28 protein-coding genes are annotated in these 26,032 nt (G+C 67.4%); 26 read left to right on the forward strand and 2 right to left on the reverse strand.

Going from position 1 to position 26,032, the window contains the following annotated elements; genetic code table 11:
* Positions 1 to 77: 77 nt before the first annotated feature.
* The 9 genes from SP6_RS08395 (at position 78) to SP6_RS08435 (ending at position 7,793) form a co-directional block, all read left to right on the forward strand.
* Complete coding sequence (locus SP6_RS08395; protein ID WP_007406173.1) at positions 78 to 779, forward strand: motility protein A; 702 nt, start codon at positions 78 to 80, stop codon at positions 777 to 779.
* Positions 776 to 1,327 carry a hypothetical protein gene (locus SP6_RS08400; RefSeq protein ID WP_007406191.1) on the forward strand — a complete coding sequence of 184 codons (552 nt, stop codon included), beginning with the start codon at positions 776 to 778 and terminating at the stop codon, positions 1,325 to 1,327. Before SP6_RS08395 ends, SP6_RS08400 begins: the two co-directional genes overlap by 4 nt.
* Positions 1,324 to 1,821, forward strand: coding sequence for a flagella basal body P-ring formation protein FlgA (locus SP6_RS08405; RefSeq protein WP_007406195.1), 498 nt, complete (start codon positions 1,324 to 1,326; stop codon positions 1,819 to 1,821). Before SP6_RS08400 ends, SP6_RS08405 begins: the two co-directional genes overlap by 4 nt.
* Before the next feature lie 94 nt (positions 1,822 to 1,915).
* A complete protein-coding gene (gene flgM, locus SP6_RS20890) occupies positions 1,916 to 2,209 on the forward strand; it encodes a flagellar biosynthesis anti-sigma factor FlgM (protein WP_050794210.1) in 294 nt (97 codons plus the stop codon).
* A complete protein-coding gene (locus tag SP6_RS08415) occupies positions 2,206 to 2,517 on the forward strand; it encodes a flagellar protein FlgN (protein WP_007406219.1) in 312 nt (103 codons plus the stop codon). Before flgM ends, SP6_RS08415 begins: the two co-directional genes overlap by 4 nt.
* A gap of 207 nt (positions 2,518 to 2,724) precedes the next feature.
* Entirely contained in the window at positions 2,725 to 3,588 is an 864-nt protein-coding gene (locus SP6_RS08420) for a hypothetical protein (RefSeq protein ID WP_007406202.1), read from the forward strand.
* A gap of 3 nt (positions 3,589 to 3,591) precedes the next feature.
* A complete protein-coding gene (gene flhA, locus SP6_RS08425; protein ID WP_007406215.1) occupies positions 3,592 to 5,658 on the forward strand; it encodes a flagellar biosynthesis protein FlhA in 2,067 nt (688 codons plus the stop codon).
* Positions 5,655 to 6,467, forward strand: a complete 813-nt coding sequence (locus SP6_RS08430) for a sigma-70 family RNA polymerase sigma factor (RefSeq protein ID WP_037569443.1) — start codon at positions 5,655 to 5,657, stop codon at positions 6,465 to 6,467. The genes flhA and SP6_RS08430 overlap by 4 nt, the downstream gene beginning before the upstream one ends.
* A 99-nt stretch (positions 6,468 to 6,566) precedes the next feature.
* Positions 6,567 to 7,793: an ABC transporter permease gene (locus SP6_RS08435; RefSeq protein WP_007406183.1), complete on the forward strand. Its 1,227-nt coding sequence runs from the start codon at positions 6,567 to 6,569 to the stop codon at positions 7,791 to 7,793.
* Between the two features lie 146 nt (positions 7,794 to 7,939).
* Here the strand turns inward: SP6_RS08435 and SP6_RS08440 are convergent, their stop codons facing one another.
* Together SP6_RS08440 and SP6_RS08445 are read right to left on the reverse strand one after the other, a co-directional pair.
* Positions 7,940 to 8,785 carry a flagellin N-terminal helical domain-containing protein gene (locus SP6_RS08440; protein WP_007406184.1) on the reverse strand — a complete coding sequence of 282 codons (846 nt, stop codon included), beginning with the start codon at positions 8,783 to 8,785 and terminating at the stop codon, positions 7,940 to 7,942.
* Between the two features lie 212 nt (positions 8,786 to 8,997).
* Positions 8,998 to 9,864, reverse strand: a complete 867-nt coding sequence (locus tag SP6_RS08445) for a flagellin N-terminal helical domain-containing protein (protein WP_007406176.1) — start codon at positions 9,862 to 9,864, stop codon at positions 8,998 to 9,000.
* A gap of 285 nt (positions 9,865 to 10,149) precedes the next feature.
* Between SP6_RS08445 and SP6_RS08450 the strand changes: the two genes are divergently transcribed.
* The 17 genes from SP6_RS08450 (at position 10,150) to fliD (ending at position 26,031) form a co-directional block, all read left to right on the forward strand.
* Positions 10,150 to 11,433, forward strand: a complete 1,284-nt coding sequence (locus SP6_RS08450; protein WP_007406165.1) for a sigma-54 interaction domain-containing protein — start codon at positions 10,150 to 10,152, stop codon at positions 11,431 to 11,433.
* Complete coding sequence (fliE, locus tag SP6_RS08455; RefSeq protein WP_007406156.1) at positions 11,430 to 11,804, forward strand: flagellar hook-basal body complex protein FliE; 375 nt, start codon at positions 11,430 to 11,432, stop codon at positions 11,802 to 11,804. The genes SP6_RS08450 and fliE overlap by 4 nt, the downstream gene beginning before the upstream one ends.
* Position 11,805: 1 nt before the next feature.
* A complete protein-coding gene (fliF, locus tag SP6_RS08460; RefSeq protein ID WP_007406220.1) occupies positions 11,806 to 13,548 on the forward strand; it encodes a flagellar basal-body MS-ring/collar protein FliF in 1,743 nt (580 codons plus the stop codon).
* Entirely contained in the window at positions 13,545 to 14,564 is a 1,020-nt protein-coding gene (fliG, locus tag SP6_RS08465) for a flagellar motor switch protein FliG (protein ID WP_007406190.1), read from the forward strand. Before fliF ends, fliG begins: the two co-directional genes overlap by 4 nt.
* Complete coding sequence (locus SP6_RS08470; RefSeq protein ID WP_007406204.1) at positions 14,557 to 15,351, forward strand: FliH/SctL family protein; 795 nt, start codon at positions 14,557 to 14,559, stop codon at positions 15,349 to 15,351. Before fliG ends, SP6_RS08470 begins: the two co-directional genes overlap by 8 nt.
* Positions 15,345 to 16,682, forward strand: a complete 1,338-nt coding sequence (locus SP6_RS08475) for a FliI/YscN family ATPase (protein ID WP_007406198.1) — start codon at positions 15,345 to 15,347, stop codon at positions 16,680 to 16,682. The genes SP6_RS08470 and SP6_RS08475 overlap by 7 nt, the downstream gene beginning before the upstream one ends.
* Before the next feature lie 24 nt (positions 16,683 to 16,706).
* Complete coding sequence (locus SP6_RS08480; protein WP_037569446.1) at positions 16,707 to 17,141, forward strand: hypothetical protein; 435 nt, start codon at positions 16,707 to 16,709, stop codon at positions 17,139 to 17,141.
* Positions 17,142 to 17,151: 10 nt separating this feature from the next.
* On the forward strand, positions 17,152 to 18,867 hold the full coding sequence (locus SP6_RS08485) for a flagellar hook-length control protein FliK (protein WP_007406174.1): 1,716 nt from the start codon (positions 17,152 to 17,154) through the stop codon (positions 18,865 to 18,867).
* A 10-nt stretch (positions 18,868 to 18,877) separates the two neighbouring features.
* Positions 18,878 to 19,555: a flagellar basal body-associated FliL family protein gene (locus SP6_RS08490; RefSeq protein WP_007406214.1), complete on the forward strand. Its 678-nt coding sequence runs from the start codon at positions 18,878 to 18,880 to the stop codon at positions 19,553 to 19,555.
* 3 nt (positions 19,556 to 19,558) lie between these two features.
* Positions 19,559 to 20,545, forward strand: a complete 987-nt coding sequence (locus tag SP6_RS08495) for a flagellar motor switch protein FliM (RefSeq protein ID WP_007406206.1) — start codon at positions 19,559 to 19,561, stop codon at positions 20,543 to 20,545.
* Positions 20,542 to 20,832 (forward strand): flagellar motor switch protein FliN, encoded by a 291-nt coding sequence (gene fliN, locus SP6_RS08500; protein ID WP_007406148.1) that lies wholly within the window; start codon positions 20,542 to 20,544, stop codon positions 20,830 to 20,832. Before SP6_RS08495 ends, fliN begins: the two co-directional genes overlap by 4 nt.
* 8 nt (positions 20,833 to 20,840) lie before the next feature.
* Positions 20,841 to 21,197 carry a flagellar biosynthetic protein FliO gene (locus SP6_RS08505; RefSeq protein WP_007406193.1) on the forward strand — a complete coding sequence of 119 codons (357 nt, stop codon included), beginning with the start codon at positions 20,841 to 20,843 and terminating at the stop codon, positions 21,195 to 21,197.
* Positions 21,194 to 22,075, forward strand: a complete 882-nt coding sequence (gene fliP, locus SP6_RS08510) for a flagellar type III secretion system pore protein FliP (RefSeq protein ID WP_007406160.1) — start codon at positions 21,194 to 21,196, stop codon at positions 22,073 to 22,075. Before SP6_RS08505 ends, fliP begins: the two co-directional genes overlap by 4 nt.
* Positions 22,076 to 22,269: 194 nt before the next feature.
* Positions 22,270 to 22,539: a flagellar biosynthesis protein FliQ gene (gene fliQ / locus SP6_RS08515; protein ID WP_007406163.1), complete on the forward strand. Its 270-nt coding sequence runs from the start codon at positions 22,270 to 22,272 to the stop codon at positions 22,537 to 22,539.
* Between the two features lie 18 nt (positions 22,540 to 22,557).
* Positions 22,558 to 23,331 (forward strand): flagellar biosynthetic protein FliR, encoded by a 774-nt coding sequence (gene fliR, locus SP6_RS08520; protein WP_007406175.1) that lies wholly within the window; start codon positions 22,558 to 22,560, stop codon positions 23,329 to 23,331.
* The gene (locus tag SP6_RS08525; RefSeq protein WP_007406151.1) at positions 23,331 to 24,458 is read left to right on the forward strand and encodes an EscU/YscU/HrcU family type III secretion system export apparatus switch protein; all 1,128 of its coding nucleotides are present in this window, start codon (positions 23,331 to 23,333) and stop codon (positions 24,456 to 24,458) included. Before fliR ends, SP6_RS08525 begins: the two co-directional genes overlap by 1 nt.
* A gap of 97 nt (positions 24,459 to 24,555) precedes the next feature.
* Entirely contained in the window at positions 24,556 to 26,031 is a 1,476-nt protein-coding gene (gene fliD / locus SP6_RS08530) for a flagellar filament capping protein FliD (RefSeq protein WP_007406199.1), read from the forward strand.
* Position 26,032 lies beyond the last annotated feature (1 nt).

The raw sequence follows: 26,032 nt of genomic DNA on the forward strand, positions 1-26,032 counted from the left end.
GGGGAGGAATCCATCTGAGCCGACCGTCGGCTTGGCCGCCTAAGATCATTTGGCCCGCCCCTTGCAGGGAGACGCGCATGATCGCTTTGCCACCGCTTCACCAGTTCCTTGATCCGGCCGCGCTTGCCATCGTGCTGGGCGGGACCTTGATCGCCACCTTGCTGCGCACGCCCTGGGGGGATGCGCGGCGAGCGGTACGGGCTTTGACGGTGCTGATCCGCCGGCCCTTCTCGGCCGATCCGCTGGTCGAGCAGATCGCGCATCTGTCGCGCGTCGCCAAACGCCACGGCGTGCTGACGCTCGACCGATCGGTCATTACCGATCCCGACCTGGCCGAGGCGATCGCCGCGATCGTCGATGGCGAAGGTGCCGAATCCGTCACGAACCGGCTCGCCATGGCGCGTCAGGGTCGGGTCGAACGACATGTCGCGATCGCCGATATCTGGGCCGGTGCGGCCGAAGCCGCCCCCGCCATGGGCATGGTCGGCACGCTGATCGGTCTGGCGGCCATGTTCGCGACGATGAACGACCCTCAGCGGATCGGCGGCGCGATGGCGATCGCGCTGCTCGCCACGCTCTATGGCGCGCTGTTCGCCAATCTGGTCGCACAGCCCATCGCCATCCGTCTGCGCCGTGCCGCCCGGATCGAGGCGTTCGAGCGCACCCGCCTCGTCGCCCCGCTGGCCTTGCTCGCCGCGCGCGAGGCACCGCGTCCGGGGCGCACGCCCCTCACCCCCGGCAAGCCCGGCGGCGGCCCCAATCTGGTGAGCGTGGCATGACCGATCCCGTCTTTCCCGAAGCCGCGCCCGCGCGGCCCATCTGGCTCGTCACCCTGGCCGACCTCGCCTTGCTGCTGGTCGGCTTCCTGGTTCTCGTTCAGGCGACGGGGACGGAGCGCCGGCCGGCGCTGCTCAACGGCTTGCGCGCGCAATTCGGGTCGAGCAAGTCCTTGGTCGACCAGGCGATGCGCCTGCCGCCCGAACCACCACCCGCCATGCCGGTGGCGGCCGCCGCGCTGCGCTTCGCGCCCGGCTCGGCGACACCGGTCGACCCCGACGTGCTCTTCGTCCCCTGGGCGCATGAGGCGCTGGCCGATCCGCGCGTCCGGCTGTCGGTCGTCGGCGCCACCGATGGCAGTGCCGCCGATGTCGATCCCGTCACCCATAGCGCGGTGGTCCTCGCCGCCGATCGTGCGCGCGCCGCCGCCGCGCTGATCGGTCCGGCCGCCGTCGACCGCCTGATCCTTTCCACCGCCGCAAAGCCCGGCCAGCGCATCGCGATGGTCACCTTGGTCTTTGCCGGCGAACCATCACGGAGACACCAATGATCCTCTCCCTGTTGCTGGCGGGTGCCGCCAATTTCCAGGATATCGGCGCGCTCGACGCCGCCGTCGCCACCTTTACCGGCCGACCGATCGGGGTAGAGGGCGGGGCGCGGGCGCCGGTCGACACCCGGCTGAAGCTCGCGCAGTGCGCCACCGTATCGCTGTCCTGGCGGACCGAGGCGCATGATGCCGTCGTGGTTAATTGCGCAGGCCCCCAATGGCGGATCTTCGTGCCGGTGCTCAGCGCGCCCCGCCCCGCCGCCGCGCCGCGCGCCATGCCCGCCATCGCGGTGAAGGCCGAACCCGTCATCCGGCGCGGAGACCCCGTCGTGATCGAGGCCGGCTCGGACGGATTTTCCATTACCCGCGAAGGGGTTGCGATGGCCGATGCCGCGCCCGGCGGCCATTTCCCGGTGCGCATCGACGCCGCGCGCCAACCGATCCAGGCGGTCGCGCTGGCCAGCGGCCGCGCCACCCTGCCCGGCTGGTCGGAATGATTGGCAGAAATGCGCGGGGGTCCGTAAATTCCCGCTAAAGATTCCCGGCCCGGGGCCGTTATACCCCATGTCAGCGAAACCAACGGGTGCGGACATGGTCGATGTAACAAGGCTCAGTGCCGGGGAAACGAGGGTCGCGCGGATCGCCGGCGTGTCGCGTCCCGGCGCGCTCGCCGCGGAAGCGCAGACCGCCGCAACGCCCGCCAAGGCGATGGGCGAGACGAGCGGGGTGGGCAATCTAGCCCGCACGCTGGCCGCCGAACCGCCGGTCGATATGGACCGGATCGCCGAGATTAAGAAGGCGATCGCCAACGGCAATTTCCCGATCCTGCCGGCGACCATCGCCGACCAGATGATCGCGTTGAAGCTCGACTGGAATGGTAAATGACGCGGCGTGACGCTCTGATCCGGGTCATCGAGGCCCTTCATCGTGAAATCGCGGCCCTGAAGTCGAACGACGTCGTCGCGCTGGAACGCGCTACCACCGAAAAGCTGGCCGCGATCGAGGATGTCGCCTCGCTCGGCACCGGTCCGGCCGGTCCCGACCTGCGCGAGCTCGCCGACGAGGCCAATCGCCTGAACGAGACCTGCCGCATCTATGTGAACCTGATGGCGGCCAATGTGCGGCGCAAGCTGCAGACGCTGACCGGCGATGCCGGGGGCGGCTATCGCCCGATGATGCGCGCCTACGCCTGATCGTCCTATTTGCCGTTGCCGGCCGGCAAGCGCTTGCCGTTTTGCCGAAACCCACGATCTCTCTGCCCCTCTACCCTTGCCGACCAAGGCCCCGAACACCGTAAACCCACGGTTTTCCGGGCCTTTTTGATTCCGCCCCTGGACCGACGCAAAAACTGGCACGGCCTTTGCTGAGTGAAGCCCGAACAAGGGCATTTACCAAACAGCATGACCGTCCAACCCGTCTCTCAATCCCGGATCCAGTCGGCGATCGCGCTGGCCTCCAGCCGCACGGGGGTCGATTTCGGCTATCTGCTGGGCCAGGCCAAGCTCGAGTCCGGGCTGAACGCCAATGCGCGCGCCGGCACCTCCTCCGCCTCGGGGCTCTATCAGTTCGTCGAGCAGAGCTGGCTCGCCGTGCTCAAGAAGCATGGCGCCGAACATGGGATGGGCTGGGCCGCCGATGCGATCGGCCAGTCGGGCGGGCGCTATTATGTCAGCGGCGGCGCGCGGGCCGCGGTGATGGGGCTGCGCAACGACCCCACCGCCGCCTCGCTAATGGCCGCCGAACATGCCTCCGACAACAAGGCCGCGCTGGAATCGACGCTGGGCCGCGAAACGAACGGCACCGACCTGTATATGGCGCATTTCCTGGGCCTGGGCGGCGCGACCAAGTTCCTGTCCAAGCTGGCCTCCAGCCCGCAGACGACGGGTGCCGCGCTGTTCCCCGCCGCCGCGCGCGCCAACCGCTCGGTCTTCTATGCCGCGAACGGCCAGCCGCGCACCGTCGCCGACATCTATGACCGGTTCGCCAACAAGCTGGCCGGCAGCTCGGCGGACAGCGACGCGACCCGCGCCGCCAACATGCAGTTCGCTGCCCAGGCGCTGGCGCTGCAGGGTCAGGGCGACGCGACCGTCGTCACCGGCAATAATGAAAGCGCCAGCGACGCGCTCGCCTGGGCGACCAGCACGATGAACCAGTTGGGCCTGCGCGGGGCTGCGACCGCCAATGCCACGGGCGACAGCCTGTTGCGGCCCAAGCCCGACCACGCCCGGCTGGCGTACATGATGCTGGCGAGCATGGGGGGCTAAGCGATGGGCAAGCTTTTCGCCAATGGCCGCACCATGGCCCTGCCCGCCGCGATCCTGCTGCTGGTGCTCGTCATGGTCGTGCCGATCCCGCCGGCGCTGCTCGACATCTTCTTCGTCGCCAATATCGCGATCAGCCTCGCGGTGCTGATGGTCGCACTGAACGCCGAAAAGCCGCTCGACTTCTCGGCCTTCCCGACCGTCCTCCTGTTCGCGACCCTGTTCCGCCTAGGCCTCAACGTCGCCTCGACCCGCATCGTGCTGGTCCATGGCCATGAGGGCGAGAGCGCGGCGGGCCACGTCATCGAGGCGTTCGGCACCTTCCTGATCGGCGGCGACTATGTCGTCGGCCTCTTCGTCTTCGCGATCCTGATGATCATCAACCTGATCGTCGTGACCAAGGGCGCAGGGCGCGTGTCCGAAGTGTCGGCGCGCTTCACCCTGGACGCCTTGCCCGGCAAGCAGATGGCGATCGACGCCGATCTGAACGCCGGCCTGATCACCCCCGACCAGGCCAAGGCGCGCCGCGTCGAGGTGTCCACCGAGGCCGATTTCTACGGCTCGATGGACGGCTCGTCCAAGTTCGTGAAGGGCGACGCGGTCGCCGCGATGCTGATCCTGGCGGCCAATATCATCGGCGGCCTGATCCTGGGTCCGGTCAGCCATGGCATGGGCGTGGCCGACGCGGCCAAGACCTATATCCTGCTCGCGATCGGTGACGCGCTGGTCGCGCAGCTTCCTTCGCTGATGCTGTCGATCGCTGCCGCCGCCATCGTCACCCGCGTCTCGTCCGACAAGGACCTGGCCGGCCAGATCGGCTCACAGTTCGGCGCGTCCAAGACCTGGCTGCCGGTCGCGGTCATCCTGGGCCTGCTGGGCATGCTGCCGGGCATGCCGCACATGATCCTGCTGCCCGCCGCCGCCATTGCCGGGTTCACCGCGTGGAAACTGCGCCAGATCGAGAAGCGGCCGGTCCCCGTCCCCCCGCCCCCCGCCGCCGAGCCGGTCGATCCCTCGCGCATCGGTTGGGACGAGGTGATCGACGGGATGCAGGTGCATATCGACATCGGTTACGGCCTGGTGCCGCTGGTCGACGAGCGTCGCGGTGCGCCGCTGATGGCCCGCATCACCGGTGTCCGCCGACAGTTGTCCAAGGATCTCGGCTTCGTCGTGCCGCAGGCGCGGGTCCGCGACGACATCAATCTCGGGCCGTATAACTACCGGATCATCATCAACGGCGTCGTCGCCGCCGAGGATCAGGTGTCGCCCGACGAAATGCTGGCGCTCGACACCGGCCAGGCCTTTGGCACGCTCAACGGCAAGCCGGTCAAGGACCCCACCTTCGGCCTGCCCGCCACTTGGATCCTGAAGGGCGACGCCGATGCCGCCACCGGCATGGGCTACCTCGTCGTCGATCCGGGCACCGTCATGGCGACGCACCTGAACCACATCCTGTCCTCGAACGCCGCCGAGCTGCTCGGCCCCGACGAGGTCCAGTCGCTGCTCGACGGGCTGAAGGAGCGCGCCGCGCAACTCGCCGCCTCGCTCAGCCCCAATCCTTTGCCGCTCACCACCCTGACCCAGGTTCTCAAGGGCCTTCTTTCGGAGAATATCACCTTGAAGGAGTTCCGCCGCATCGCCAGCGCGATCGCCGTGGCGGCCCAGAAGACGCTCGACGCCGAAGAGATTGTCGAGCTGATCCGGCCGCAGTTGGGCGCGCTCATCATCCAGAAGCTGTGTGGCATGCGCGAGCCGCTGCGCGTCATGACGCTGGACGGTCAGCTCGAAGGGCTGCTCGCCCAGGCGATGCGCGCCGATACCGGTCGCCGCCACGTGATCGAGCCCGATCTGGGCCGCCGCATCACCGAGGCACTGACCCATGCCGCGCAGCCGCTGCTCGCCGAGGCCAAGCCCTTCGCGCTGGTCGTCCAGCCGGGCGTGCGGATCGCGATGCGCAAGCTGCTGCGCACCTGCCTGCCCGACACGCCGGTCCTGTCCTTCTTCGAGGTGCCCGAGGAGAAGGCGGTCGAGGTCGTCGCCGTGATCGGCGCACCGCAGGCGCTGGCGGCATGAGCGCGCACCCCTTGAGCGGCGCGTTCCTGAACGCCCAGGCGATCAACCCGGTCAATTTCGACCCGGCACTCGCCAACCCCACGGTCGCCGACCAGCCGATCACCTATCGCCCGGCACCGCGTCGGCGTGGCGGGATCGAGGCGGATGCGATCATCCGTCAACACCTGCCGCTGGTCCGCCGGATCGCGTGGCATGTGCATGGATCGATGTCGAGCCTGATCGAGGTCGAGGATCTGGTCCAGGTCGGCCTGGTCGCGCTGGTCGAGGCCGCCGCCTCGTTCGAGGAGCGCGGGGTCGAGTTCGGCCATTATCTGAAGGCGCGTCTGCGCGGCGCGATGATCGACGAACTGCGCCGCCAGGCGACGACGACGCGCGGCGCGATGCGCCGCCGCCGCCAGTATCACGAGGCGGTGACCGCGCTGTCGCAGGTCGCGGGCCAGGTCCCGACCGACGAGGCGGTGGCCGAGAAGCTGGGCGTCACGACCGAAAAGCTGCGCACCGACTATAAGACGGCCGAGGCCGTGCGGATGGAGCCGATCGACGACGTCTATGCCGACGACCTCCCCTGGTTCGCCGACGACACCCCCGACGCCTTCGAGCAACTCGCCGAAAGCGACCTGCGCGACGCGCTGATCGCCGCGATCGCGTCGCTGCCCGAGCGCGAGGCGATGGTGATCCAGCTTTATTATGTCGAGGAACTCAATCTGGAGGAAATCGGCCAGGTGCTGGGCGTCGGCGCGGCGCGCGTCTGCCAGATCAAGAGCGCGGCGCATGCCCGGTTGAAAAAGGCGCTGTCCGCACAGCGTTAAGATCCGGCTTTTCGGGGGCGGCAAGGGCCGCCCCCATAAATTGGTTAGGCGAGCCGCGCCTCTGCGCCTAAGCACTTCCCCCATGTTTGGGGGAAGACGGTGCTTGCGCGCCATGAACGCCATCTGATCGCGCGCTATCTCTGGCCAGGGGCCGGCGGGCGGCTCGTCCTGCTCGTTGCCGCGATCGGCTGTACCGGTGTGATGATCGGTGTCGCCGCGCTGGTTCTGGTCATCGCGGTCATGAACGGCGCGCAGACCAAATTGGCCGACAGCGTCGCGCCCGTCGACGGGCATCTCAGCATTGGGGTGCCACCCGACGCCAGGCGAACCATGGGGCAGGTCGCCGCGATGATCGCCCGCCTGCCCGGCGTCGCGCGTACCGAGCCGATTCGCGAGGTCACCGCCGGGCTGTCGATCGACGGCCGTATCACGCCTGTGAAAGTACAGGGCCGCGACCCGCGCACACTCTATAGACTCGTGCCGACGATGCGCTCGGCGCTAGCGCATAGCCCCGACCCGGCGGGTGCCGTGGCAATCGGTCAGAATGCCGCGCTGCAACTAGGGCTGTTCCCGGGCGATCCGGTCGCGATCGGCCGGGTGAATGTCGGCCCCGAGCGCACCCTGTCGCTCGATCTGACCCCGGCGCGGATCGCGGCCTTCTATCCCGATGACGATCAGGGCGGCGAGCAGGTGACGCTGTTCGCTCCGCTCGACTCGCTGCCTGTCCTGAAGGACGATGCGGTGGTGACCCGCCGCGTCGCCGTGGTGCTGACCGGCGCCGACCGGGAAGCGGCGGTGAGGGCAGCCATCCAGCGGCGACTTGGCCCCGGCTATCCGATCACCAGTTGGCGGCAGGCGAATCGGGCGCTGCTGGCGGCGCTCGTCACCGAAAAGATCGGGATGACGATCGCGGTCGGGCTGGTGACACTGGTCGCGCTGTTCAACATCCTGTCGTCGATGACCTTGCTCGCGCGGGCCAAGCGGCGCGAGATCGCCATCCTGCGCACCATGGGGGTATCGGCCGCCAGCATCATGCGGATCTTTGCCACCGTAGGCAGCATCATCGCGCTGATCGGGGCAGGGATCGGCCTGACGCTTGCCGCCGCCCTGCTGACGCAGCGCGGCGCGATCGTCGCGGGCGTGCGTCATCTGTCGCCGGCGCGGCAGGCGGAATGGGACGTGTTTCTGTCTTTGCCGATCGGCATTTCGGCGCGCGAGCTGGCCGTCATCGCCTTCAGCGTGATGGCCGGCGCCATCTTGGCCAGCCTTTATCCCGCCTGGCGAGCGGGGCGGACATCGCCGGCGATCGTGCTGCGCGCCGATTGAGGTGCGGCTTTCCCAATTGCAAGTAAACCCCGGCGGCATGACTGCCGCCGGGGTTTGTCCTGCGAACCGACCTGCGAGAGACTCGTGGCCGGTCGGCCCCGCCACCCGAGTGGGGGCGCGGTGCCGGGGCGCTCAGGAACCGGTTGTTACTGACCGAGCAGCTTGAGCACGCCCTGCTGCGACTGGTTGGCCTGGCTCAGCATCGCGGTCGACGCCTGGCTCAGAATCTGAGCCTTGGCGAGCGCGGTGGTTTCGGCCGAGAAATCGGTGTCCTCGATGCGGCTGCGCGCGTCGGTCAGGTTGGTGACGTTCGAAGTCAGGTTGTTGACCGCCGACTGAAGCCGGTTCTGCGTGGCGCCTAGCCCTGCGCGGATGTTGGCGACCTTACCGATGGCGGAGTCGAACTTCTCCAGCGTCGCAGCGGCGGCGATGGTGCTGGGTCCGGTGGCCGGATCGACGACATCGATGGCCCCAGTGATGTCAGCGTCGATGGTGAGGTTGCTGAAGGTCATGTTGATGGCATCGCTGGTGTTCGCGCCAGCCTGGATGGCCACGACCCCGGACGCACCTGCCGAACCGTCGAGCAGCTTCTGGCCATTGAACTGGGTATTGAACAGAATATTCGACACCTGCGACGCCAGCGCATTCTGCTCGGCGGTGATGTTCGCCTTGTCATTGGTGGAATAGATGCCGTTGGCCTTCTGCACCGCCAGTTCGCGCATCCGCTGGAGCATGTTGCTCACCTCGTCCAGCGCGCCTTCGGCGGTCTGCGCCATCGAGATGCCGTCGTTCGAATTGCGGATGGCCTGGTTCATGCCGCGCACCTGCGAGGTCATCGAGGCGGCGATGGCGAGGCCGGCGGCATCGTCCTTTGCGGAATTGATTCGCTTGCCGGTGGACAGGCGCTGCATCGACACGTTCAGCGCTTCCGTCGCGGCGCCGTTGGCGCTCGATGCGCGTAACGCCGAAATATTACTGGCGATAACCGTCATGGTCGTTCTCCAAAGCCGGAGCTCTCCGCCGCCCCCAAGGCGAAGGTCGAGCTGCCAAGACGGGTAACGACCGCTTGGAACCGTGCTTTAGAGAAAAAGTGAAATGGGCGCATTTTTTCGGGCGGAGCCCCCCGGCACCCTATTATAAGGTACCGGGGGGTCCACCTTCCGCGACCGAGGGGATAACCGCGGTCGGCATTCGCCCAGGGCGATTAGCCGAGGAGCTTCAGCACGCCCTGCTGCGACTGGTTGGCCTGGCTCAGCATCGCGGTCGACGCCTGGCTCAGGATCTGCGCCTTGGCGAGCGCGGTGGTTTCTTCCGAGAAGTCGGTGTCCTGGATGCGGCTGCGCGCTTCGGTCAGGTTGATCATGTTCGAGGTCGCGCTGTTGACCGCCGACTGGAGCCGGTTCTGCACCGCGCCCAGGCCAGCCCGGATCTTCGACACGTCGGCGATGGCGTTGTCATAGTTCGCCAGCGTGTCCGACTTCAGCGGGGTCGTGGCGGCGGCGTCGAAGTCGACGACAGCGCTCAGCTGCGAGCCGGTGTCGGCCGCGCCACCCGTGCCGGCGGCATAGGTCGCGGTCAGGTCGCGCAGGTTGATGTCGACCGAGTCGGCGGTGGTCGCGCCGGTCTGGATCTTCACCGCTGCGGTGGCGGCCGTCGCGTCGAACAACGTCTTGCCGTTGAACTTGGTGTTCTGAACCACCGACTTGATCTGCGCGGCCAGCGAGGTCTGCTCGTTGGTGATGTTCGCCTTGTCGTCGTTCGAATAGGTGCCGTTCGAGGACTGAACCTTCAGCTCACGCATGCGCTGCAGCATGTTGCTCACTTCGTTCAGCGCGCCTTCCGCCGTCTGCGCCATCGAAATGCCGTCGTTCGAGTTGCGGATGCCCTGCGCCATGCCCTTGATCTGCGCGGTCATCGAGTTGCTGATCGCCAGACCGGCGGCATCGTCCTTCGCCGAGTTGATGCGGCTGCCGGTCGACAGGCGCTGCATCGAGACGCTGAGCGCATTCTGCGCCGAGGTCGATGCGGAAGTTGCACGCAAAGCACTGACATTGCTGGCAATAACGGTCATGTCTTGTCTCCATATCTGCTCGGCGATCCGTCTGTGTCCCCTCTGGACCACCGAGCCGCCAAGTGGAGTAACGGCCGCTTTCCGGCAGGCTTTAGCCGGTCCCATGCAAATTTTTGCCGGTCGCCTTGCCGGTTTTGCCGGCCCCGTCGCGCGCGCGGTGGCGCGTCGCGAGCACACATACGGGCGCGCGTCGCGCCCGGAAAAAACTTGCCGGCAAGCGGCGGGGATTAACCACGGCTTTACCAAGGAGAGGGCATTAGCGAGTCACGAAAGGACTGATGCCTGATGTCGTCGATTCACCCCTCCGCTGCGCTGGTTAAGCAGAAATACGCGCTGATCTCCGCGCTGCGTGCGCAGGGCCTGGCGATTGCCGAACCCGGTGCCGCTTTCTTGCCGGGCGATACCGCCCTGGTGACCGAGGGCGATGCGATCGCGCATCCGGCACGCACCGTCATCGTCAATGACGGCCCCGTCCCCGCCCTCACCCCGGCACAGGGCGGCCGCCCCGCCATGGTGACCTATCCGGCGAGCGAAGCCGGCGTCGGCAACAGCTTCGTCCGCGCGCTCGTCGCCGGGCCGGAGATGCCGACCGCCGCCGACCCGGAGAGCCTGGCCCTCTTCACCTTGGCCGAGCGGGTGGCGCAGGCCGACATCACCGTCCTGATCAACGGCCCCACCGGCACCGGCAAGGAAGTGGTGGCCCGCGCCATCCATGCCCAGTCGCCCCGTGCCGGCAAGCCCTTCGTCGCGATCAACTGTGCCGCTTTGCCGGAATCGATGCTCGAAGCGCTGCTCTTCGGTCACCAGAAGGGTGCGTTCACCGGCGCGGCACAGGCGGGCGAAGGTTTCTTCCGTGCGGCCGATGGCGGCACGCTGCTGCTCGACGAGATCGCCGAGATGCCGCTCCAGCTCCAGGCCAAGCTGCTGCGCGTGCTGCAGGAGCGCGAGGTGATCCCGCTCGGCGCGTCGATGCCGCAGTCCGTCGACGTCCGCGTCATCGCCTGCGCCAACCGTGACCTGCAGGCCGAAGTGGCCGCCGGCCGGTTCCGCGCCGACTTGTACTATCGCCTGTCGGTCTTCCCGCTGACGACCAAGTCGCTGAACGAGCGTCGCATGGACATTCCCGCGCTCGCCGCGACGATGATCTTGCGCCACGCCGCCAGCCGCGCCGTCATGCCCTGGCCCAGCGTCGCCGCGATCGAGAAGCTGGCGATGCACAACTGGCCCGGCAATGTCCGCGAGCTGGAAAACGTCATCCAGCGCGCCCTCCTGTTCGCCGGCGGGGCGACGATCGAGCCCGAGCATATCGTGTTCGACCGCCCGATGGTTGCCAACGACACCGACGAGACCCCGCTGACCGTGACGACCGCGGAAGCCACGCTGGGCAAGGTCGTGCAGATGAGCGAGTTCGCCGCAATCCGCGAGATGCTGGCTGCCTGCGGCGGCAATCGTTTGGAAACGGCCAAGCGCCTCGGCATCTCGGAGCGCACGCTGCGCTACCGCCTCGCCAAGGCGCGCGAGCAGGGCGAGGAGATCATCCGCCCGTCTAGCCGGGCCATGATGGCATGAGCGTCGGCGGTGTCGGCGGCGCGATGAGCGTCGACCGGGTGATGGCGCTTCGGGCGCAGATCCTGGAACGCAATCAAGCGCTCAAGGCGGCAAGCCAGGCCGGTGCCAACCAAGCGGCACAGGCCGCCCAGACTCAGCCGGTCGCCCCGCCGACCAGCTTTGCCGATACGCTGGAATCCGCGCTGAAGGGCGTGAACGAAGGCCAGCAGCAGGCCGCCCGCCTGTCCGAATCCTACGAACGCGGCGAAACCGTCGACATCGCCAAGGTGATGATGGCCCGCCAGCAGGCCTCGGTCGGGTTCGAGGCGACGCTGCAAGTCCGTAACAAACTCCTGTCCGCCTATAAGGACATCATGAGCATGCCGGTGTAAGATGAGCACTGCCCTCACCCCCGCATCGACCAATTCCGCAACCGCGCTGCCGCCTTTGCCGGAAAAATTCGCCAACCCGCTTCGCCAGATCAAATCGGTGATGGCGCAGCCCGCCGTCCGCCGCTCGGCGCCGATGGCGCTGCTGATCGGTCTGGTCGCCGCCGCCGCACTCGCCTGGATGGCGCTGTCGAGCCCGCCGCAGAAGACGCTGTTCGAAAATCTCTCGGACGCGGACAAGCAGGCGGTGACCACCGCGCTGTCGGCCGCGAACATCAAGAGCAAGATCAACGACGGCACCGGCGCGCTGACCGTGAACGAGGAGGATTACTCGAAGGCGCGGATGCTGCTGGCGGGTCAGGGCCTGCCGAAACAGGCGCCCGGTGGCTATGCGATCCTCGACCAGTTGCCGATGGGCGTCAGCCGCGCGGTCGAGGGCGAACGCCTTCGCCAGGCGCGCGAGAGCGAACTGGCCCGCTCGATCGAGGAGATCGATGCGGTCGCCGAGGCGCGCGTGCATCTCGCCATGCCCGAGGCGTCGGTCTTCGTCCGCGACAAGGCGTCGCCGTCGGCGTCGGTGGTGCTCAAGCTCAATGCCGGGCGCGCGCTGTCCGAGGCGCAGGTCCAGTCGATCATCAATCTCGTCGCCTCGTCGGTGCCAGGGATGAAGCCCGAGGACGTCACCGTCGTCGACCAGATGGGCGGCCTTCTCTCCAAGAAGGGCGCGGACGGCGCGAGCGGTGACGATCGCCGCATCGATTTCCAGCGCCGCCTGGAAGAGAAATACCGTACCCAGCTGATCCAGCTGCTGACCCCGCTGGTCGGCGCGGGCAATTTCACCGCCGAGGTGCAGGCGGATGTCAATCTCGACGAAACCAGCGCGACCAGCGAACGCTATGACAAGGACGGTGCGCTGCGCGCCGAAACCGGCAACTGGACCGGCAATCAGAAGGATCCGACCCCGCCGGGTGGCATTCCGGGCGCCCTGTCCAACACGCCGCCGCCCGCCAGCACCCTGCAACAACCGCAGGCCGCCAATGGCGCGAATGGGGCACCGCCCGCCGATGGCAAGCCGGTCGCGGGTGGTCCGGGCCTGAACCCGGAAAAGCAGTCCGATGCCTTCCAGCGTGCCTATGACCTGAACAAGCAGGTTTCGGTGACCCGCGCCGCGCCGGGTTCGATCAAGCGGCTGACCGTTGCCGTCCTGCTGCGCGACCCCGCCACGGGCAAGCGCAGCCAGATGGAGATCACCCAGATTTCCGATCTGGTGAAGTCGGCGGTCGGCTTCGATCAGCAGCGCAACGACAATGTCACCGTGATCAGCCGCAAGTTCGCCGACGCAGGCGTCGAGGACAAGCGCGCCTGGTACGACAATAGCTGGCTGCCGATCGTGGCGCGCAACGCCACCGCGCTGGTCATCGCGCTCCTCGTCCTGCTGCTGGGCGTGCGCCCGCTGGTCAAGGCGATGACGAAGAAGAAGGATGAGGCCGAGGCCGCCAAGGCGCTGCCCATGGGTGCCGCCGATGGCACGGCCACAGCGGCTCAAGGTGGGGCTCCTCGCGTCGACGCCGATGGCCAGCCGCTGCCCGAGCAGATCGCGATCCAGCCCGCCGTCACGCTCGACGAGATCGAAGAGACGAACAATTTCGACGATCGCATCGTCAAGGTGCGTGGCTTCACCCGCGACAATCCGGCGCGCGCCGCGCTCGCCATACGTGACATGATCCGATCGGAGGCGCAGTCGTGACGGTGACCGCATCCGAAGGAGGCCGCGTCTATTCGGGCGTCGAACGCGCTGCGGTGCTGATGATGCTGGTCGGCGAGGAGGAAGCCTCGGCCATCCTGCAGAAGCTGGAGCCCGACGAGGTCCGCGAACTGGGCAAGGCGATGTATTCGATCGCCGATGTCAGCGAGCAGGATGTCGGCTTCGTGCTCGACGATTTCGTCGGCTGTGCCCGGGCCCGCGCCTCGATCGCCTTCCAGCCCAAGCCGATGGTCGAAAGCCTGATGAACCGCGCGCTCGGTCCCGAACGTGCCGGCAGTGTGCTGTCGCGTATCATGCCGCCCAAGGCGCAGTGCGAGATCGAGATGCTCGGCTGGCTCGATCCGGTCGACATCGCCAAGATCGTCGAGAAGGAGCATCCCCAGATCGGCGCGGTCCTGATCGCCAATTGCGACCCCGTGGTCGCCGGCAAGGTCCTGGAACTGCTGCCCGATGCCATGCAGCCCGATATCCTTCACCGTGTCGCCCGGCTGGGTCCGGTGACGCCGCAGGCGATCGAGACGCTGAACGCGGTGCTCCAGCGCTGGAGCGAGGGCGGTAGCGGCGGCCAGGGTCTGGCGCTGGGCGGTTCGCGCGAGGCGGCCAAGATCCTGTCGAGCGCGCGCAAGGCGACCGAACAGCGGGTCATGCCCAAGCTGTTCAAGATCGACCGCGACGTCGCCAAGCAGATCGAGGAAGCGCTGTTCATCTTCGAGAATCTGCTCGACATGGACGACAAGAATTTGGGCACGCTCATCCGCAACGTCGATGGCGAGATCCTCACCCGCGCGCTCAAGGGCGCGGACGAGGCGGCGCGCGAACGCTTCCTGGGCTGCATGTCGGCACGTGCGGCGGCCGGTATCCGCGACGAGATCGAGTCGCGCGGGCCGATGAAGCTGTCCGAGGTGCTGGAGGCGCAGAAGGCGATGATCACCGTCGCGCGCAACTTGGCCAAGGAAGGCACGATCATGATGGGCGGAGGCGAGGACGATTATGTCTGATTTCGTCGCTGGTTTCTCCGCGCGTCACGATGCGGCGGCCGCGCTGCAACGCGCCTTCATGCCGCCGGGTGGTTTCGCGCCCTCGGGCATGCCGGGCATCGGCCTCAGCGGCGATGGCGGTCCCGTGTCCTTCCGCGCCCGCGCGCCGATGGGCGATGGCGCATCGGCGTCGGACGCACATGGTGCCGGTCAGCCGCGCCATTTCCATCCCGCCAATCGCGATCATGACCCGACCGAGGGCTGGGACCCGTTCGGCGCGTGCAACGACGCGCCCGGCGAGACGATGCACGATCCGATCGGCGCGGCGCACGCGGCCGGCCATGCCGAAGGCTATGCCGAGGGGATGGCCGTCGCCGCGCAGCAATTCCAGGCCCGCGCCGAAGCCGAGGCCCGCGACGGCCAGTTGATCGACGCGATCGCCCAGGCCATTTCCTCGCGTGTCGACCGCCAGGCCGTGGCCGAGCAGTTGCGCCAGACCGTGCTGGTCCTGGTCACCAAGCTGGTCGGCGAAATCGGTGTCGATGGCGAGCGGCTGGCCGGCCGGATCGAGGCGGCGATCGACCTGATGGCGGACGCGCAGGAAGCCGCGCTGCTGCGTGTTCATCCGGACGATGTCGCATTGCTCGAAGGTCGTCTGCCGCAGAGCATCTTCCCCGTCGGCGACGCCGCCTTGGAACGCGGCAGCTTCGTCCTGGAAAGCGCCTCGACCGTCGTCGAGGACGGCCCGTCCATGTGGCTGGACCAACTGGCGGCCGCGATCGACAAGGTACCCGTTCCGCAATGTTGAACCGTTTCACGGCCGATTATCTGGAAACGCTGGCCCAGGCGGATTTCGCGCCGCGCGCCACCGTGGCGGGGCGGCTGGCCTCCTATGACGGGTTGCTGATGGAGGCGGTCGGCCTCTCGCTGCCGGTCGGTACCGTCTGTGCGATCGGCGACAAGGCCGAGGAACGCGTCGAGGCCGAGGTGATCGGGTTCCGCAACGGCCGCACGCTGATGATGAATCTGGGCGGCCCCGCCCCCCTGCTCCCGCGCGCACCGGTGCGCCCGCTCGGTCCTCCGGGCGAGGCGGAAGTCGGCGCGGCGATGCTCGGCCGCGTGGTCGACGGATCGGGCAAGCCGATCGACGGCCTGGGCCCCATTCGCGGTGCCGGTCGCTGGCCACTGGCGGGCAAGATGCAGTCGCCGCTCGATCGCGGTCGTGTTCTGGAGCCGCTCGATGTGGGGGTGCGCGCGATCAATGGCCTGCTGACCATCGGTCAGGGCCAGCGTGTCGGCATCATGGCGGGATCGGGCGTCGGCAAGTCGGTGCTGCTCGGCATGATGGTCCGCGCGGCCAAGGCCGACGTCATCGTCATCGGCCTGATCGGCGAGCGCAGCCGCGAAGTCGCCGACTTCCTCGAAACCAAGGTCGCAGGCGAGGCACGCGCGCGCTCGGTCGTGGTCGCGGTGCCCGCCAATCATTCGCCGGTGCTGCGTATTCGCGGCGCCCTGCGTGCCACCGCCATTGCCGAGGCGTTCCGCGCCGAGGGCAAGAAGGTCCTACTGATCATGGATTCGCTGACCCGCGTCGCCCATGCCGGTCGCGAGATCGGGTTGGCGCTGGGTGAGCCGGCCTCGGCACGCGGCTATCCGCCATCCGCCATCGCGATGCTGCCCAATCTGATCGAGCGGGCGGGTGCGGATGCGCACGGGACCGGCTCGATCACCGCCATCTACACCGTGCTGGCGGATGGCGACGACGGCAACGACCCTGTGGTCGACTCGGCACGTTCGATCCTCGACGGGCATATCGTCCTCAATCGCCATCTGGCCGAGCGCGGCGTCTATCCGGCGATCGATATCGGCCCTTCGGTCAGCCGCGTGATGACCGACATCGTCGCCAAGCCCCATGCCCAGGCCGCGCGGACGCTGCGCCGGCATCTGGCGACGTACGAGGAGAATCGCGACCTGGTGCTGATGGGCGCGTACCGCTCCGGCGCCGACCCGGCGATCGACGCCGCCATCGCCTGCCACCCGGCGGTGATGGAGTATATCCGGCAGGACGCCGACGAGGTCGTGCCGCTCGACCATGCGGTCGAGGAACTGGTGGGCGTGTTCGGCCAGCCCGCCGGCTAATTCATCTCAAAGGGGGGGACATTCATGGCATCCCGGCAACAGACGATGCTGACCCGGCTCCACCGGGTCCGCACCCTGCAACTCAACCTGACGATGGCGGAGGAGGCGCGCGCGCAAGAGCGCGTCGCGACCGAACAGCAATTGTCCCACCGCATCGGCCAGTTGATCCAGGCGGTGTCCCCCACCCCGACGCCGTCGGCCTCGGCCGCGTCGCTGATGGCGAGCGCGCATTTCCGCCACCGGCTGATCGAGTCGGCCGATGCCGCCACGCGCCGTGTCGAAGTCGCCGAACAGCGCGCCGCCCATGCCGGCGAACAGACCAAGGCCGCCAAGCGCGACCAGACCGCCGTTGAAAAGCTGATCGACCGCGCGCGCGTCGCCGCGATCCGTGCCGAGATGCGCGCGCTGGAGGATATGCCGGCCAGCGGCGGTCGCCGTAATCGGCACGATCCTTGCTGACAGACCTGTCATGATCACTTCGCTCTCTTCGATCATCGCACCCGGCACCGCCGCGGCCCCCGGTTCGCCGGCCCTGGCCGGCGGCGGCAATGCGATGACATCGGCCTTTGCGATGCTCTTCGCGCTGATGCCCGGCATGGCCGAGGACGCACCGCCCGTCGTCGGCGATGGCAAGGCCAAGGACGACAGCGCCGCCCCGCAGGACGGCAGCAAGGCCGAGAAGGACGGCAAGGACTTGCCGCCCGACGCCATTCTCTTGCCGATCGCGCCAACGCTTCCGTTCGCACTGCCGCCGGTCGCCGATGCCCCGGCCGAGGCCGCGACACCCGTTCGCGCCAGCACCGCTTCCGCCGCCCCGATCGCCAGCCTGCTCGCCGCGATGCCTACCCTGTCCCCGGTCGCCACTGGCGATACGCCGACAGCAAGCTTAGCCGGCCCGGCCCCCGCGACCGAGGCTCCGACACCGGTGGCGGCCAAGGCCTCACCGGTCGCCGCCATCCGCCTTCCAGCCGGCATGGAACCGGTCGAGGCGCCGGACGCCCTTCCCGTGTCCGATCTTGCCGCGCCGCCGATGGACGAAGGCCAGGTCGTCACCATGCGGACGGCACCCGTCCCCGTTCAACCGACCACCGCTCAACCGCTGGTCGAGGTGCCCGTCCAGTCGCAGAGCGAGGTACCTGTCCGGTCGCGGAGCGAGATGTCGGCCCAGGTCAGCCCGGACCCGATCGCGCCGGCCAGCCCGACCACCGACCAATCGAGGCTGGCGGCGAACGTCCTGGCCGCTCGCCATGGCGAGGCCCCGGCCGAAAGCGCTAGCGATCAACCGGCCCCCATCGGAACGACACCGCAGGCGCGTGCCATGGATCCAAGCGTACGTTTTGCCTCGGCACCGACGATCGCGCCGCTCACCGACATGGTCGAGGCCAACGGCCAGCCCCGCCAGGCCGACCTCCCTCCGCTACCCATGGCCACCAGTCTTGAAATGCCGGCTCGTTTTACCGGCACGCCGCTATGGCGATCCGCAGGAAACATGGCAGCCCGTCCCGAAATGCCGGCTCGTTTTGCCGCGACCACGGCGCAGACGGCCACCCCACTCCCTGTCGAGGCCCCCGCCCTCGCCATCCAGCCGGGCCAGACCGCCCCTGCGATGCAGATGTTCGCGAGAGTCATGCGCGCCGTGCCGCAGGACGAGGCCGATCCCTTGCGCGAGCGCGCGAAGCCCACCGGTCCCGCGATGATCGATCCCGCGAGTCTGGGCGCTACCCCCTTGCTGACCCCCGTCGCCGCCACGACCGGCGCCGATCAGGCGCCGCTCGACATGACCCAGCATCATTGGCCCCAGGCCATGATCGATCGCATCGACCGGATGCGTGAAGACGCCGCCACCGCCGATTCGCGCATTCAGCTCTCGCCCGACGCGCTGGGCGGCATCGCGGTCGCGATCCGGCGTGAGGACGGGGCGACGCATATCCACTTCACCGCCGAACAGGCCCAGACCGCCACCCTTCTCGCCGATGCGCAGCCGACCCTCGTGCGCCTGGCCGAGGACAAGGGGATGCGCCTGGGCCAGACCGCGGTCGATCTCGGCCATTCGGGCGGCGGCGAGCGCCAGGCGCCGCAGCGCCAGCCCGAACCCGTCATTCCGGCCCGCCCCGCCTTCGCCGGCGCGGTGCCTATCGGCGATGCCGGCGACTCGCCGGACATGGCCACCACCCGAATTGCGTGAGGATTGAGAGATGAGCGACGAGAAGGAAGAAAAGGCGCCCAAGAAAAAGGGCAAGCTGGGCAAGATCCTGGTGATGGTGGTCGGCGTGCTCGTCCTGCTGGGCGGGGGCGTCGGCGCGGGACTCTATGCCGCCAATTCGGGGTTGATCGGCGGCGGCCATGGCAAGGGGCATGACGCCGAGGCCGAAGCCGACGCCAATCATCCCGGCCCCAAGCTGGTCCCCAAGTCGGAGCAGAAGCGCGCCGGCGAGGGCGGTGAGGGTGAAGGCGGCCATGGCGGCGGCGGCGAAGGCGGCGGTCACGGCGAAGAGGGCGGCGAGGCCAAGAAGAATGTCGGCATGCCCACCCCCATCGGCGATGGCGGCGAACGCTATGCCTCCAACTATTATGAGATGCCCAAGGACTTCACCTCGAACCTGCGCGACTCGGTGCATGTCATCCAGGTCGGGCTCGCGATTTCGACCCCCTATGACGACACGGTCATCAACAATCTGAAGACCAACGACCTGGCGGTGCGCTCGGCGATCCTGATGACTCTGGGCGACGCCAATGAGGAGCAGGTGTTCAGCAGCGAGGGCAAGCGCGATCTGCAGCGCAAGCTGGTGAATTCGATCAACGAGATTCTGCGGCAAAAAGAAGGATTCGGGGGTATCGCTAACGTCTACTTTACCAATTTCGTTGTTCAGTGAGGCATGGTTAACGCCACCGCCCAGATAGACGAACGCGAGCGTCTTCGTCCCCAAAGCGCCGATCACGGCGTATTGGGGACGACCAAGCTCAATCCGTTCGGCGATCTGCACACGATGCAGCATCTGTCCGCGCGTCTCGCGCGGTCGTTGCGGGGGCTGTTCGAATCGCTTCTTCGTGAGGAACTGCGCTGCTGGGCCGAACCTTTGGTGGTCCAGCGCTTTGCCGATTACCGGGCCGAGCGCGGCGATGGCCTGAGCGCGTGGCTGCCGATGACGATGACGTCGATCGGCGGCCCGGCGATCCAGGCCGATGCCAAGGCGCTGTGCGTCGTCGAGGGCGGCTTCATGCTGTCGCTGATCGACCTGTTCTTCGGCGGCGCCGGCCGCGCGCCCGATACTTTGCCCACCGAATTCTCGCCCGCCGTCGATGCCATGATCGCCCATCTGGGCGACATGATGGCCACGCCGATGCGCCAGGCCTGGGAATCGCTGGCGCGGATCGAGTTCCACCCCGGCGCGCCCGAAAGCTCGCCCGCGATGCTTGCCAAGATGGATGGCGAGGACGCGATGATCGTCACCCGCTTCGGCATCGCCGGGCAGGATCGCCGGCCGACCATGCTCGACATCCTCTATCCGGTCGCCGCCTTGAAGCCACATGGCTCGGCGCTGACCGGCAAGGTCGTCGACAAGCAGGCCGAGGCCGATCCCACCTGGCGCGGCGACCTGACCCGCGCGGTGATGACGGTGCGCTTTCCGGTCCGCTCGGTGCTGGCCGAACCCGTCGTCTCGCTCAGCCGCCTGATGGAGTTGAAGACCGGCGACGTGATTCCGATCAGCTTCGGCCCCGAAGTGCCGGTGATGGTCGGTGGCGATCTGCTCGGCATGGGCACGGTCGGCACCGCCAATGGCCGCGCCGCCGTCCAGCTCACCTCGCTTGCCCGGTCCGCCGAAGGTCTGGCGCAGAATTTCCACGAAGGACACGCAGAATGAACGACATGGCCGGCGGATTCCCGGTCGACACTTCGGTCGCGGCCAATTTCCGGCTGCTCCAGGATGTCGACGTCAAGCTGACCGTCGAGATCGGTTCGACCCAGCTGTCGCTGCGCGAGCTGCTGGCGCTGTCCGAATCGAGCGTGATCGAACTGGACCGTCAGGCCAACGAGCTGCTCGACGTGCTGGTCAACGGCACGCTGATCGGGCGCGGCGAGGTGGTGACGGTCGGCGACCGCTTCGGCGTGCGCATGACCGAGCTGGTCAATCCCGACAAGCGCGGCTGATCCACGCCATGCTCTGGTCCTATGTCCTCAAGCTCGTCATCCTGCTGCCGCTGATCTGCGGCCTGATGATCGGCTGCCTGTATCTCTGGCGGCGGCTGGAAACCCGGATGCCGGGCCGCCCCGCCACCCGGCTGATCCATGTGCGCGAGACGATGATGATCTCGCCCGGCCTGCGCCTGGCGGTCATCGAGTTCGAGGGGCGCAACCTGCTCGTCTCGGTCGGGCGTGGCGGCGTGCAGCTGGTCGACAAGGTCGAGGGCAAGGGCGGCACGCCCGCCCCCGCCGCGCCGCCCCCCCCGGTGCCGCCGCGTCGTACCGATTTCGTCTCGCGCTTCGCGCCCAAGCCGACGCAGACCGACCTGTGAGCATCTCCGTCACCCGCCGGGGCACCGGCCCCGCGCTGATCCGCCCGCGTCAGGACGCCGCGCCGAAGCGCAGCCTGAAGCCGCTCTGGATCCTCCTCGCCCTGCTGCTCGCCTTCATCATCGCGATGCCGGCCTTTGCGCAGGCCGCTCCCGCCGCCGCACCGGCAGCCGCGCCCGCCCCGGGCGTCGGCGACGCGGTCGACCGCGCGATCGGCCAGCTAGGCGGTGGCGGCAATGGCAGCACCGGCTCGCTGAGCCTGTCGCTCCAGGTCCTGATCATCATGGGCCTCCTGACGATCCTGCCGGGCATCATCCTGATGATGACCAGCTTTACCCGGATCGTCATCGTGCTCGCCATCCTGCGTCAGGCGCTGGGCCTGCAACAGACGCCGCCCAATCAGGTGCTGATCGGACTGGCCATGTTCCTGTCGCTGTTCATCATGGCGCCGACGATCAGCCAGATGAACGCCAACGCGATCCAGCCCTATGCCGAGGGTCGCCTGCCCGGCACCGAGATGATCAAGGCCGCTGGCGCGCCGCTCCACGCCTTCATGGCCAAGCAGACGCGGGTGAAGGACGTGACGATGTTCGCGCAGATGGCGAAGTCGGGCCCCTATGCCAGCCCCAACGACATTCCCTATGCGGTGCTGCTGCCGGCCTTCGTCACCTCGGAATTGAAGACCGCGTTCCAGATCGGCTTCCTGATCTTCCTGCCCTTCATCGTCATCGATCTGGTCGTCGCCACAGTGCTGATGGCGTTGGGCATGATGATGCTCTCGCCCTCGATCATCTCGCTACCGTTCAAGCTGCTGCTGTTCGTACTGGTCGACGGATGGGCGCTGACCATGGGCAGTCTGGCGAACAGTTTCGCCACCTGAGTCCCTTGGGCTTCGACTTCGGCGCTATGCACCGAAGTTTATCCTGGGCGGCTGACTTGCCAGCCAGCCGAAGGGCTCAGCCTGAACGGCTGTAGGGGCAGGCCTTCATTAACCAATATTGACCATAACCCCGTTCAGCCTGAGCGAAGTCGAAGGCCAAGGGAAACCCTCTCCCCGGGAAGCACACGAGCATCATGGACGCCCAATATTTCCTGACGCTGGCCAACCAGACCATGTGGGTGCTGGCGCTCGCCGCCGCGCCGATCCTGCTGCCCGTGCTCGTCTCGGGCCTGGTGATCGGCATGATCCAGGCGGCGACCTCGATCAACGAACAGACCCTGTCCTTCGTCCCCAAGCTGATCGTCGTCGCCATCTCCATCCTGATCTTCGGTAGCATGATCATGGGGCTGCTCAGCGACTTCACCGTCAGCATGTTCGAGCGCATCCCGGACCTGGTAAAGTGAAGGTCCGGGTAGAATAACATGCTCGGCTTCGGCCTCTCGATCGAGCCGCAGGCTTGGGCGATCCTGTTCCTCATGATCCGGATCGGGGCGGCGTTCATCACCGCGCCCGTGTTCGGCGCGGTGTCGATCCCCCTGCCCGTGCGGGTCAGCCTGGCCGGGGCCATCGCCTTCCTCGTCAACTCGGTCCATCCGGTCGTGCCGCCGCCGGTCATCTTCTCGCTGCCCACCATCATGTCGGTCGCGGCCGAGGCGATCGTCGGCCTGGCGCTGGGCCTGATCCTGCAGGTCGCCTTCACCGCACCGCTCGTCGCCAGCGAACTGATCGGCGGGTCGATGGGGATCAACTTCGCCGCGACCATCGATCCGCTCAATGGCCGCTCGACCCAGGCGCTGGGCCAGTTCTTCACCGTCATGCTGACCTTGCTGTTCCTGTCGGTCGATGGGCACCTTGTCCTGGTCGACATGATCGTCAAAAGCTATGACGCGCTGCCCCCCGGCCGCGCCTGGATGGCCCCGGCGCAGTTCCGCGCGATCGCGCTGTTCGGGGGCTATGCCTTTCTCGCCGGCCTGCTGCTCGCGCTGCCGGTCGGGTTCCTGCTGCTCTGCCTCAACCTGGTGGTCGGGATGATGAGCCGTGCCGCGCCCTCGCTCAACCTCTTCTCGGTGGGCCTGCCCGCCGCGCTCGGCGTCGGCGTCATCGCCATCGCCGTCGCCTTTCCCGCCATGGGCGATTACATGCTCGTGATCATCCGCGAGGCGCTGTCCGCCACCGAAAATCTGGTGATGGGCTGATGTCGGAGGGCGGCGAGAAAACAGAAGCCCCAACCCAAAAGCGCCGCCAAAAGGCGCGCGAGGATGGGCAGATCCTGCGCAGCCGCGACCTGGCGGCCGCCTTGGTGATGATGGCGGGTATCGCCTGGCTGATGTTCGCGGGCCCCACACTGCTCGGCGCGTGCAAGGCGGTGATGGCGGCGAGCTTTCAGTTCAGCCATGCCGATGTCGAGGATTTCGAGCCCTTCCGCCCGCTGATGGAGGCGGGTTGGAAGCTCCTTCCCTCGCTCGCCTCGCTGTTCGCGGTCACCATCGTCGCGACGATCGCCTCGCAGGCGGGACTGGGTTCGCTACAATTCAATCCCAAGGCGCTGACGCCCAAGCCGTCCAAGCTCAACCCCGCCTCGGGCCTGAAGCGCATCTTCGGCATGCAGGGCTGGACCGAGCTGGGCAAATCGCTGCTCAAGATCGTGCTGCTCGGCGCGCTCGGCGGCTATATGCTGTGGACGTCGTCGCGCGCGACGCTGGGGCTGGCGCAGTCGGACCTGAACAGCGCGATCGGGTCGCTGGGCGGCACCTTCATCACCATCCTGCTGGTCATGGGCTTCGGTTTGGTGTTGATCGCCGGTTTCGACGTGCCGATCCAGATCTTCCAGCTGCTGTCCAAGCTCAAGATGACCAAGCAGGAGATCAAGGACGAGCATAAGGAGAGCGAAGGCAATCCGGAAGCCAAGGCGCATATCCGCGCCAAGCAGCGCGAGATGTCGCACCGCGCGGTCCGCGCGGCGGTGCAGGAAGCGCATGTCATCCTGACCAACCCGACCCATTTCGCGGTCGCGCTGCGCTACGAACGCGGCAAGGACGAGGTGCCGGTGGTCGTCGCCAAGGGCCGCGGGGCGACCGCGCTCGCCATTCGCGAACTGGCCGCCGAACTGGCTACGCCGGTGCTGGAATATCCGCAGCTCGCCCGCGCGGTCTATTATACCAGCCGCGAAGGCCAGGAAGTGCGCGCCGACCTGTATCAGGCGATCGCCGTCGTCCTCGCTTTCGTCTTCGGCATCAATGCAGGCGCGGGCGGCACCGCGCAGCCGCCGGTCGAGGTCCCGACGACCGCGCGCTTTGACGAAAACGGCGTGGCGCAACCGTGATATTCGCGACGATGATCGCCGTCGGTTCGTCGCATCGCCCTAAAGCCCGGCGGATCGCGGCCGTTAAGCATGGCAAGCGCGCGCCGGAGTATCGTCGATGACCACTGTTTCCTCGAGCACATCGTCCTCCACCGCCTCGACGACCAGCACGTCGTCGACCTCGTCGAGCAGTACTTCTCAGGCCGCGACCAAGAATGCCGCGCAGGCACTGTTCAACTCGTTGCAGACAGGCTCGGGCATCGATCTGTCGACGCTGGTGCCCTCGCTGATCGAGGCGCAATTCTCCGCCAAGACCGCCGCGCTGAAGGCCAAGGCCGACACGCTGACCGCGCAGATTTCGGACGTGTCGTCGATCAAGAGCTCGATCACCGATTTCGCCTCGGCGCTGGCGTCGCTGGCCAAGGGCGGAACGCTGGCAACCCAGGCGGTGAGTTCGGACACCGCCAGCCTGGGCGTCACCACCTCTGCAGGGGCCAAGCTGTCGGGCCTGTCCAAGTCGATCAGCATCAATGCGCTGGCCAGTGCCCAGGTGTCGTCGACCAAATCGGCCTATTCCAGCACCGACTCGCTCGGCACCGGCAGCCTGTCGATCAAGGTCGGCTCCAAGGATGCCGTGTCGATCGATATTGCCAGCGGCGATTCGACGCCCGCCGCGCTCGCCGCCAAGATCAACGCCGCCAATGCCGGCGTCAAAGCCTCGGTCATCACCGACTCCAGCGGCAATGCCTATCTCTCCTTCACGGGTGCCAGCGGCAAGGACAACAGCTTCACCATCACCGCGACCGAAGGTGATACCGCCGGTCTGTCGCGGCTGAACGTCGGCAACGACGCGACCGGCACGACCACCAGCTCGACCGCCGCCAATGCCAGCATCACGATGGACGGCGTGACCGTGGAGCGCGCGTCGAACACGGTGAACGATCTGGTCGACGGGGTGACGATGACCCTGTCGGCGGTGACGAGCAAGGCGGTCTCATTGACCGGATCGACGCCGACCTCGGCGCTCAGCACCGTGGTGTCGAACTTCGTGTCGACCTTCAACGACAACATGACCGCGCTGAACAAGGCGATCGATCCGATCACCGGCGATCTGCGCAGCGACCCCGCCGCGCGGTCGCTGGCTCAGAGCCTGCGCGGGCTGACGACCACCAAGCTCGTTCCGGGCAGTGACGCCGGCCCCCAGACGCTGGCCGATCTGGGCGTGCGGACCGAAAAGGACGGCACGCTGACGGTCGACTCGACGGTCCTGTCGCAGGCGCTGAGCAAATATCCCGACGCCGTCGAAAAGATGTTCCAGGCCAGTGGCGATAATATCATCGGCTTGTCGGCGCGGATGAATACCGTCCAGATGTCGACGACCAGCAGCGTCTATGGCCTGACCGCGTCGTACAACAACCTGACGCAGCAGCAGTCGGACAATTCCGACGCCCAGGCCAAGCTGGAAGACAGTCGCAAAACCGCCACCGACACGATGACCGCACGCTTCGCGTCGATGAACAGCCGCGTCTCCGCCTATAAATCGGTGCAGAACTTCATGGATCAACAGGTCAAGATGTGGACCAAGAGCAACTGAC

It is taken from the genome of Sphingomonas paucimobilis NBRC 13935 (assembly GCF_000739895.2).
Lineage (GTDB): Bacteria > Pseudomonadota > Alphaproteobacteria > Sphingomonadales > Sphingomonadaceae > Sphingomonas > Sphingomonas paucimobilis.

Coding starts and splice junctions, on each gene's coding strand:
- SP6_RS08395 (WP_007406173.1), top strand. CDS start 78: ATGATCGCTTTGCCACCGCTTCACCAGTTCCTTGATCCGGCCGCGCTT.
- SP6_RS08400 (WP_007406191.1), top strand. CDS start 776: ATGACCGATCCCGTCTTTCCCGAAGCCGCGCCCGCGCGGCCCATCTGG.
- SP6_RS08405 (WP_007406195.1), top strand. CDS start 1,324: ATGATCCTCTCCCTGTTGCTGGCGGGTGCCGCCAATTTCCAGGATATC.
- flgM (WP_050794210.1), top strand. CDS start 1,916: ATGGTCGATGTAACAAGGCTCAGTGCCGGGGAAACGAGGGTCGCGCGG.
- SP6_RS08415 (WP_007406219.1), top strand. CDS start 2,206: ATGACGCGGCGTGACGCTCTGATCCGGGTCATCGAGGCCCTTCATCGT.
- SP6_RS08420 (WP_007406202.1), top strand. CDS start 2,725: ATGACCGTCCAACCCGTCTCTCAATCCCGGATCCAGTCGGCGATCGCG.
- flhA (WP_007406215.1), top strand. CDS start 3,592: ATGGGCAAGCTTTTCGCCAATGGCCGCACCATGGCCCTGCCCGCCGCG.
- SP6_RS08430 (WP_037569443.1), top strand. CDS start 5,655: ATGAGCGCGCACCCCTTGAGCGGCGCGTTCCTGAACGCCCAGGCGATC.
- SP6_RS08440 (WP_007406184.1), bottom strand. CDS start 8,785: ATGACGGTTATCGCCAGTAATATTTCGGCGTTACGCGCATCGAGCGCC.
- SP6_RS08445 (WP_007406176.1), bottom strand. CDS start 9,864: ATGACCGTTATTGCCAGCAATGTCAGTGCTTTGCGTGCAACTTCCGCA.
- SP6_RS08450 (WP_007406165.1), top strand. CDS start 10,150: ATGTCGTCGATTCACCCCTCCGCTGCGCTGGTTAAGCAGAAATACGCG.
- fliE (WP_007406156.1), top strand. CDS start 11,430: ATGAGCGTCGGCGGTGTCGGCGGCGCGATGAGCGTCGACCGGGTGATG.
- fliF (WP_007406220.1), top strand. CDS start 11,806: ATGAGCACTGCCCTCACCCCCGCATCGACCAATTCCGCAACCGCGCTG.
- SP6_RS08470 (WP_007406204.1), top strand. CDS start 14,557: ATGTCTGATTTCGTCGCTGGTTTCTCCGCGCGTCACGATGCGGCGGCC.
- SP6_RS08475 (WP_007406198.1), top strand. CDS start 15,345: ATGTTGAACCGTTTCACGGCCGATTATCTGGAAACGCTGGCCCAGGCG.
- SP6_RS08480 (WP_037569446.1), top strand. CDS start 16,707: ATGGCATCCCGGCAACAGACGATGCTGACCCGGCTCCACCGGGTCCGC.
- SP6_RS08485 (WP_007406174.1), top strand. CDS start 17,152: ATGATCACTTCGCTCTCTTCGATCATCGCACCCGGCACCGCCGCGGCC.
- SP6_RS08490 (WP_007406214.1), top strand. CDS start 18,878: ATGAGCGACGAGAAGGAAGAAAAGGCGCCCAAGAAAAAGGGCAAGCTG.
- SP6_RS08495 (WP_007406206.1), top strand. CDS start 19,559: ATGGTTAACGCCACCGCCCAGATAGACGAACGCGAGCGTCTTCGTCCC.
- fliN (WP_007406148.1), top strand. CDS start 20,542: ATGAACGACATGGCCGGCGGATTCCCGGTCGACACTTCGGTCGCGGCC.
- SP6_RS08505 (WP_007406193.1), top strand. CDS start 20,841: ATGCTCTGGTCCTATGTCCTCAAGCTCGTCATCCTGCTGCCGCTGATC.
- fliQ (WP_007406163.1), top strand. CDS start 22,270: ATGGACGCCCAATATTTCCTGACGCTGGCCAACCAGACCATGTGGGTG.
- fliR (WP_007406175.1), top strand. CDS start 22,558: ATGCTCGGCTTCGGCCTCTCGATCGAGCCGCAGGCTTGGGCGATCCTG.
- SP6_RS08525 (WP_007406151.1), top strand. CDS start 23,331: ATGTCGGAGGGCGGCGAGAAAACAGAAGCCCCAACCCAAAAGCGCCGC.
- fliD (WP_007406199.1), top strand. CDS start 24,556: ATGACCACTGTTTCCTCGAGCACATCGTCCTCCACCGCCTCGACGACC.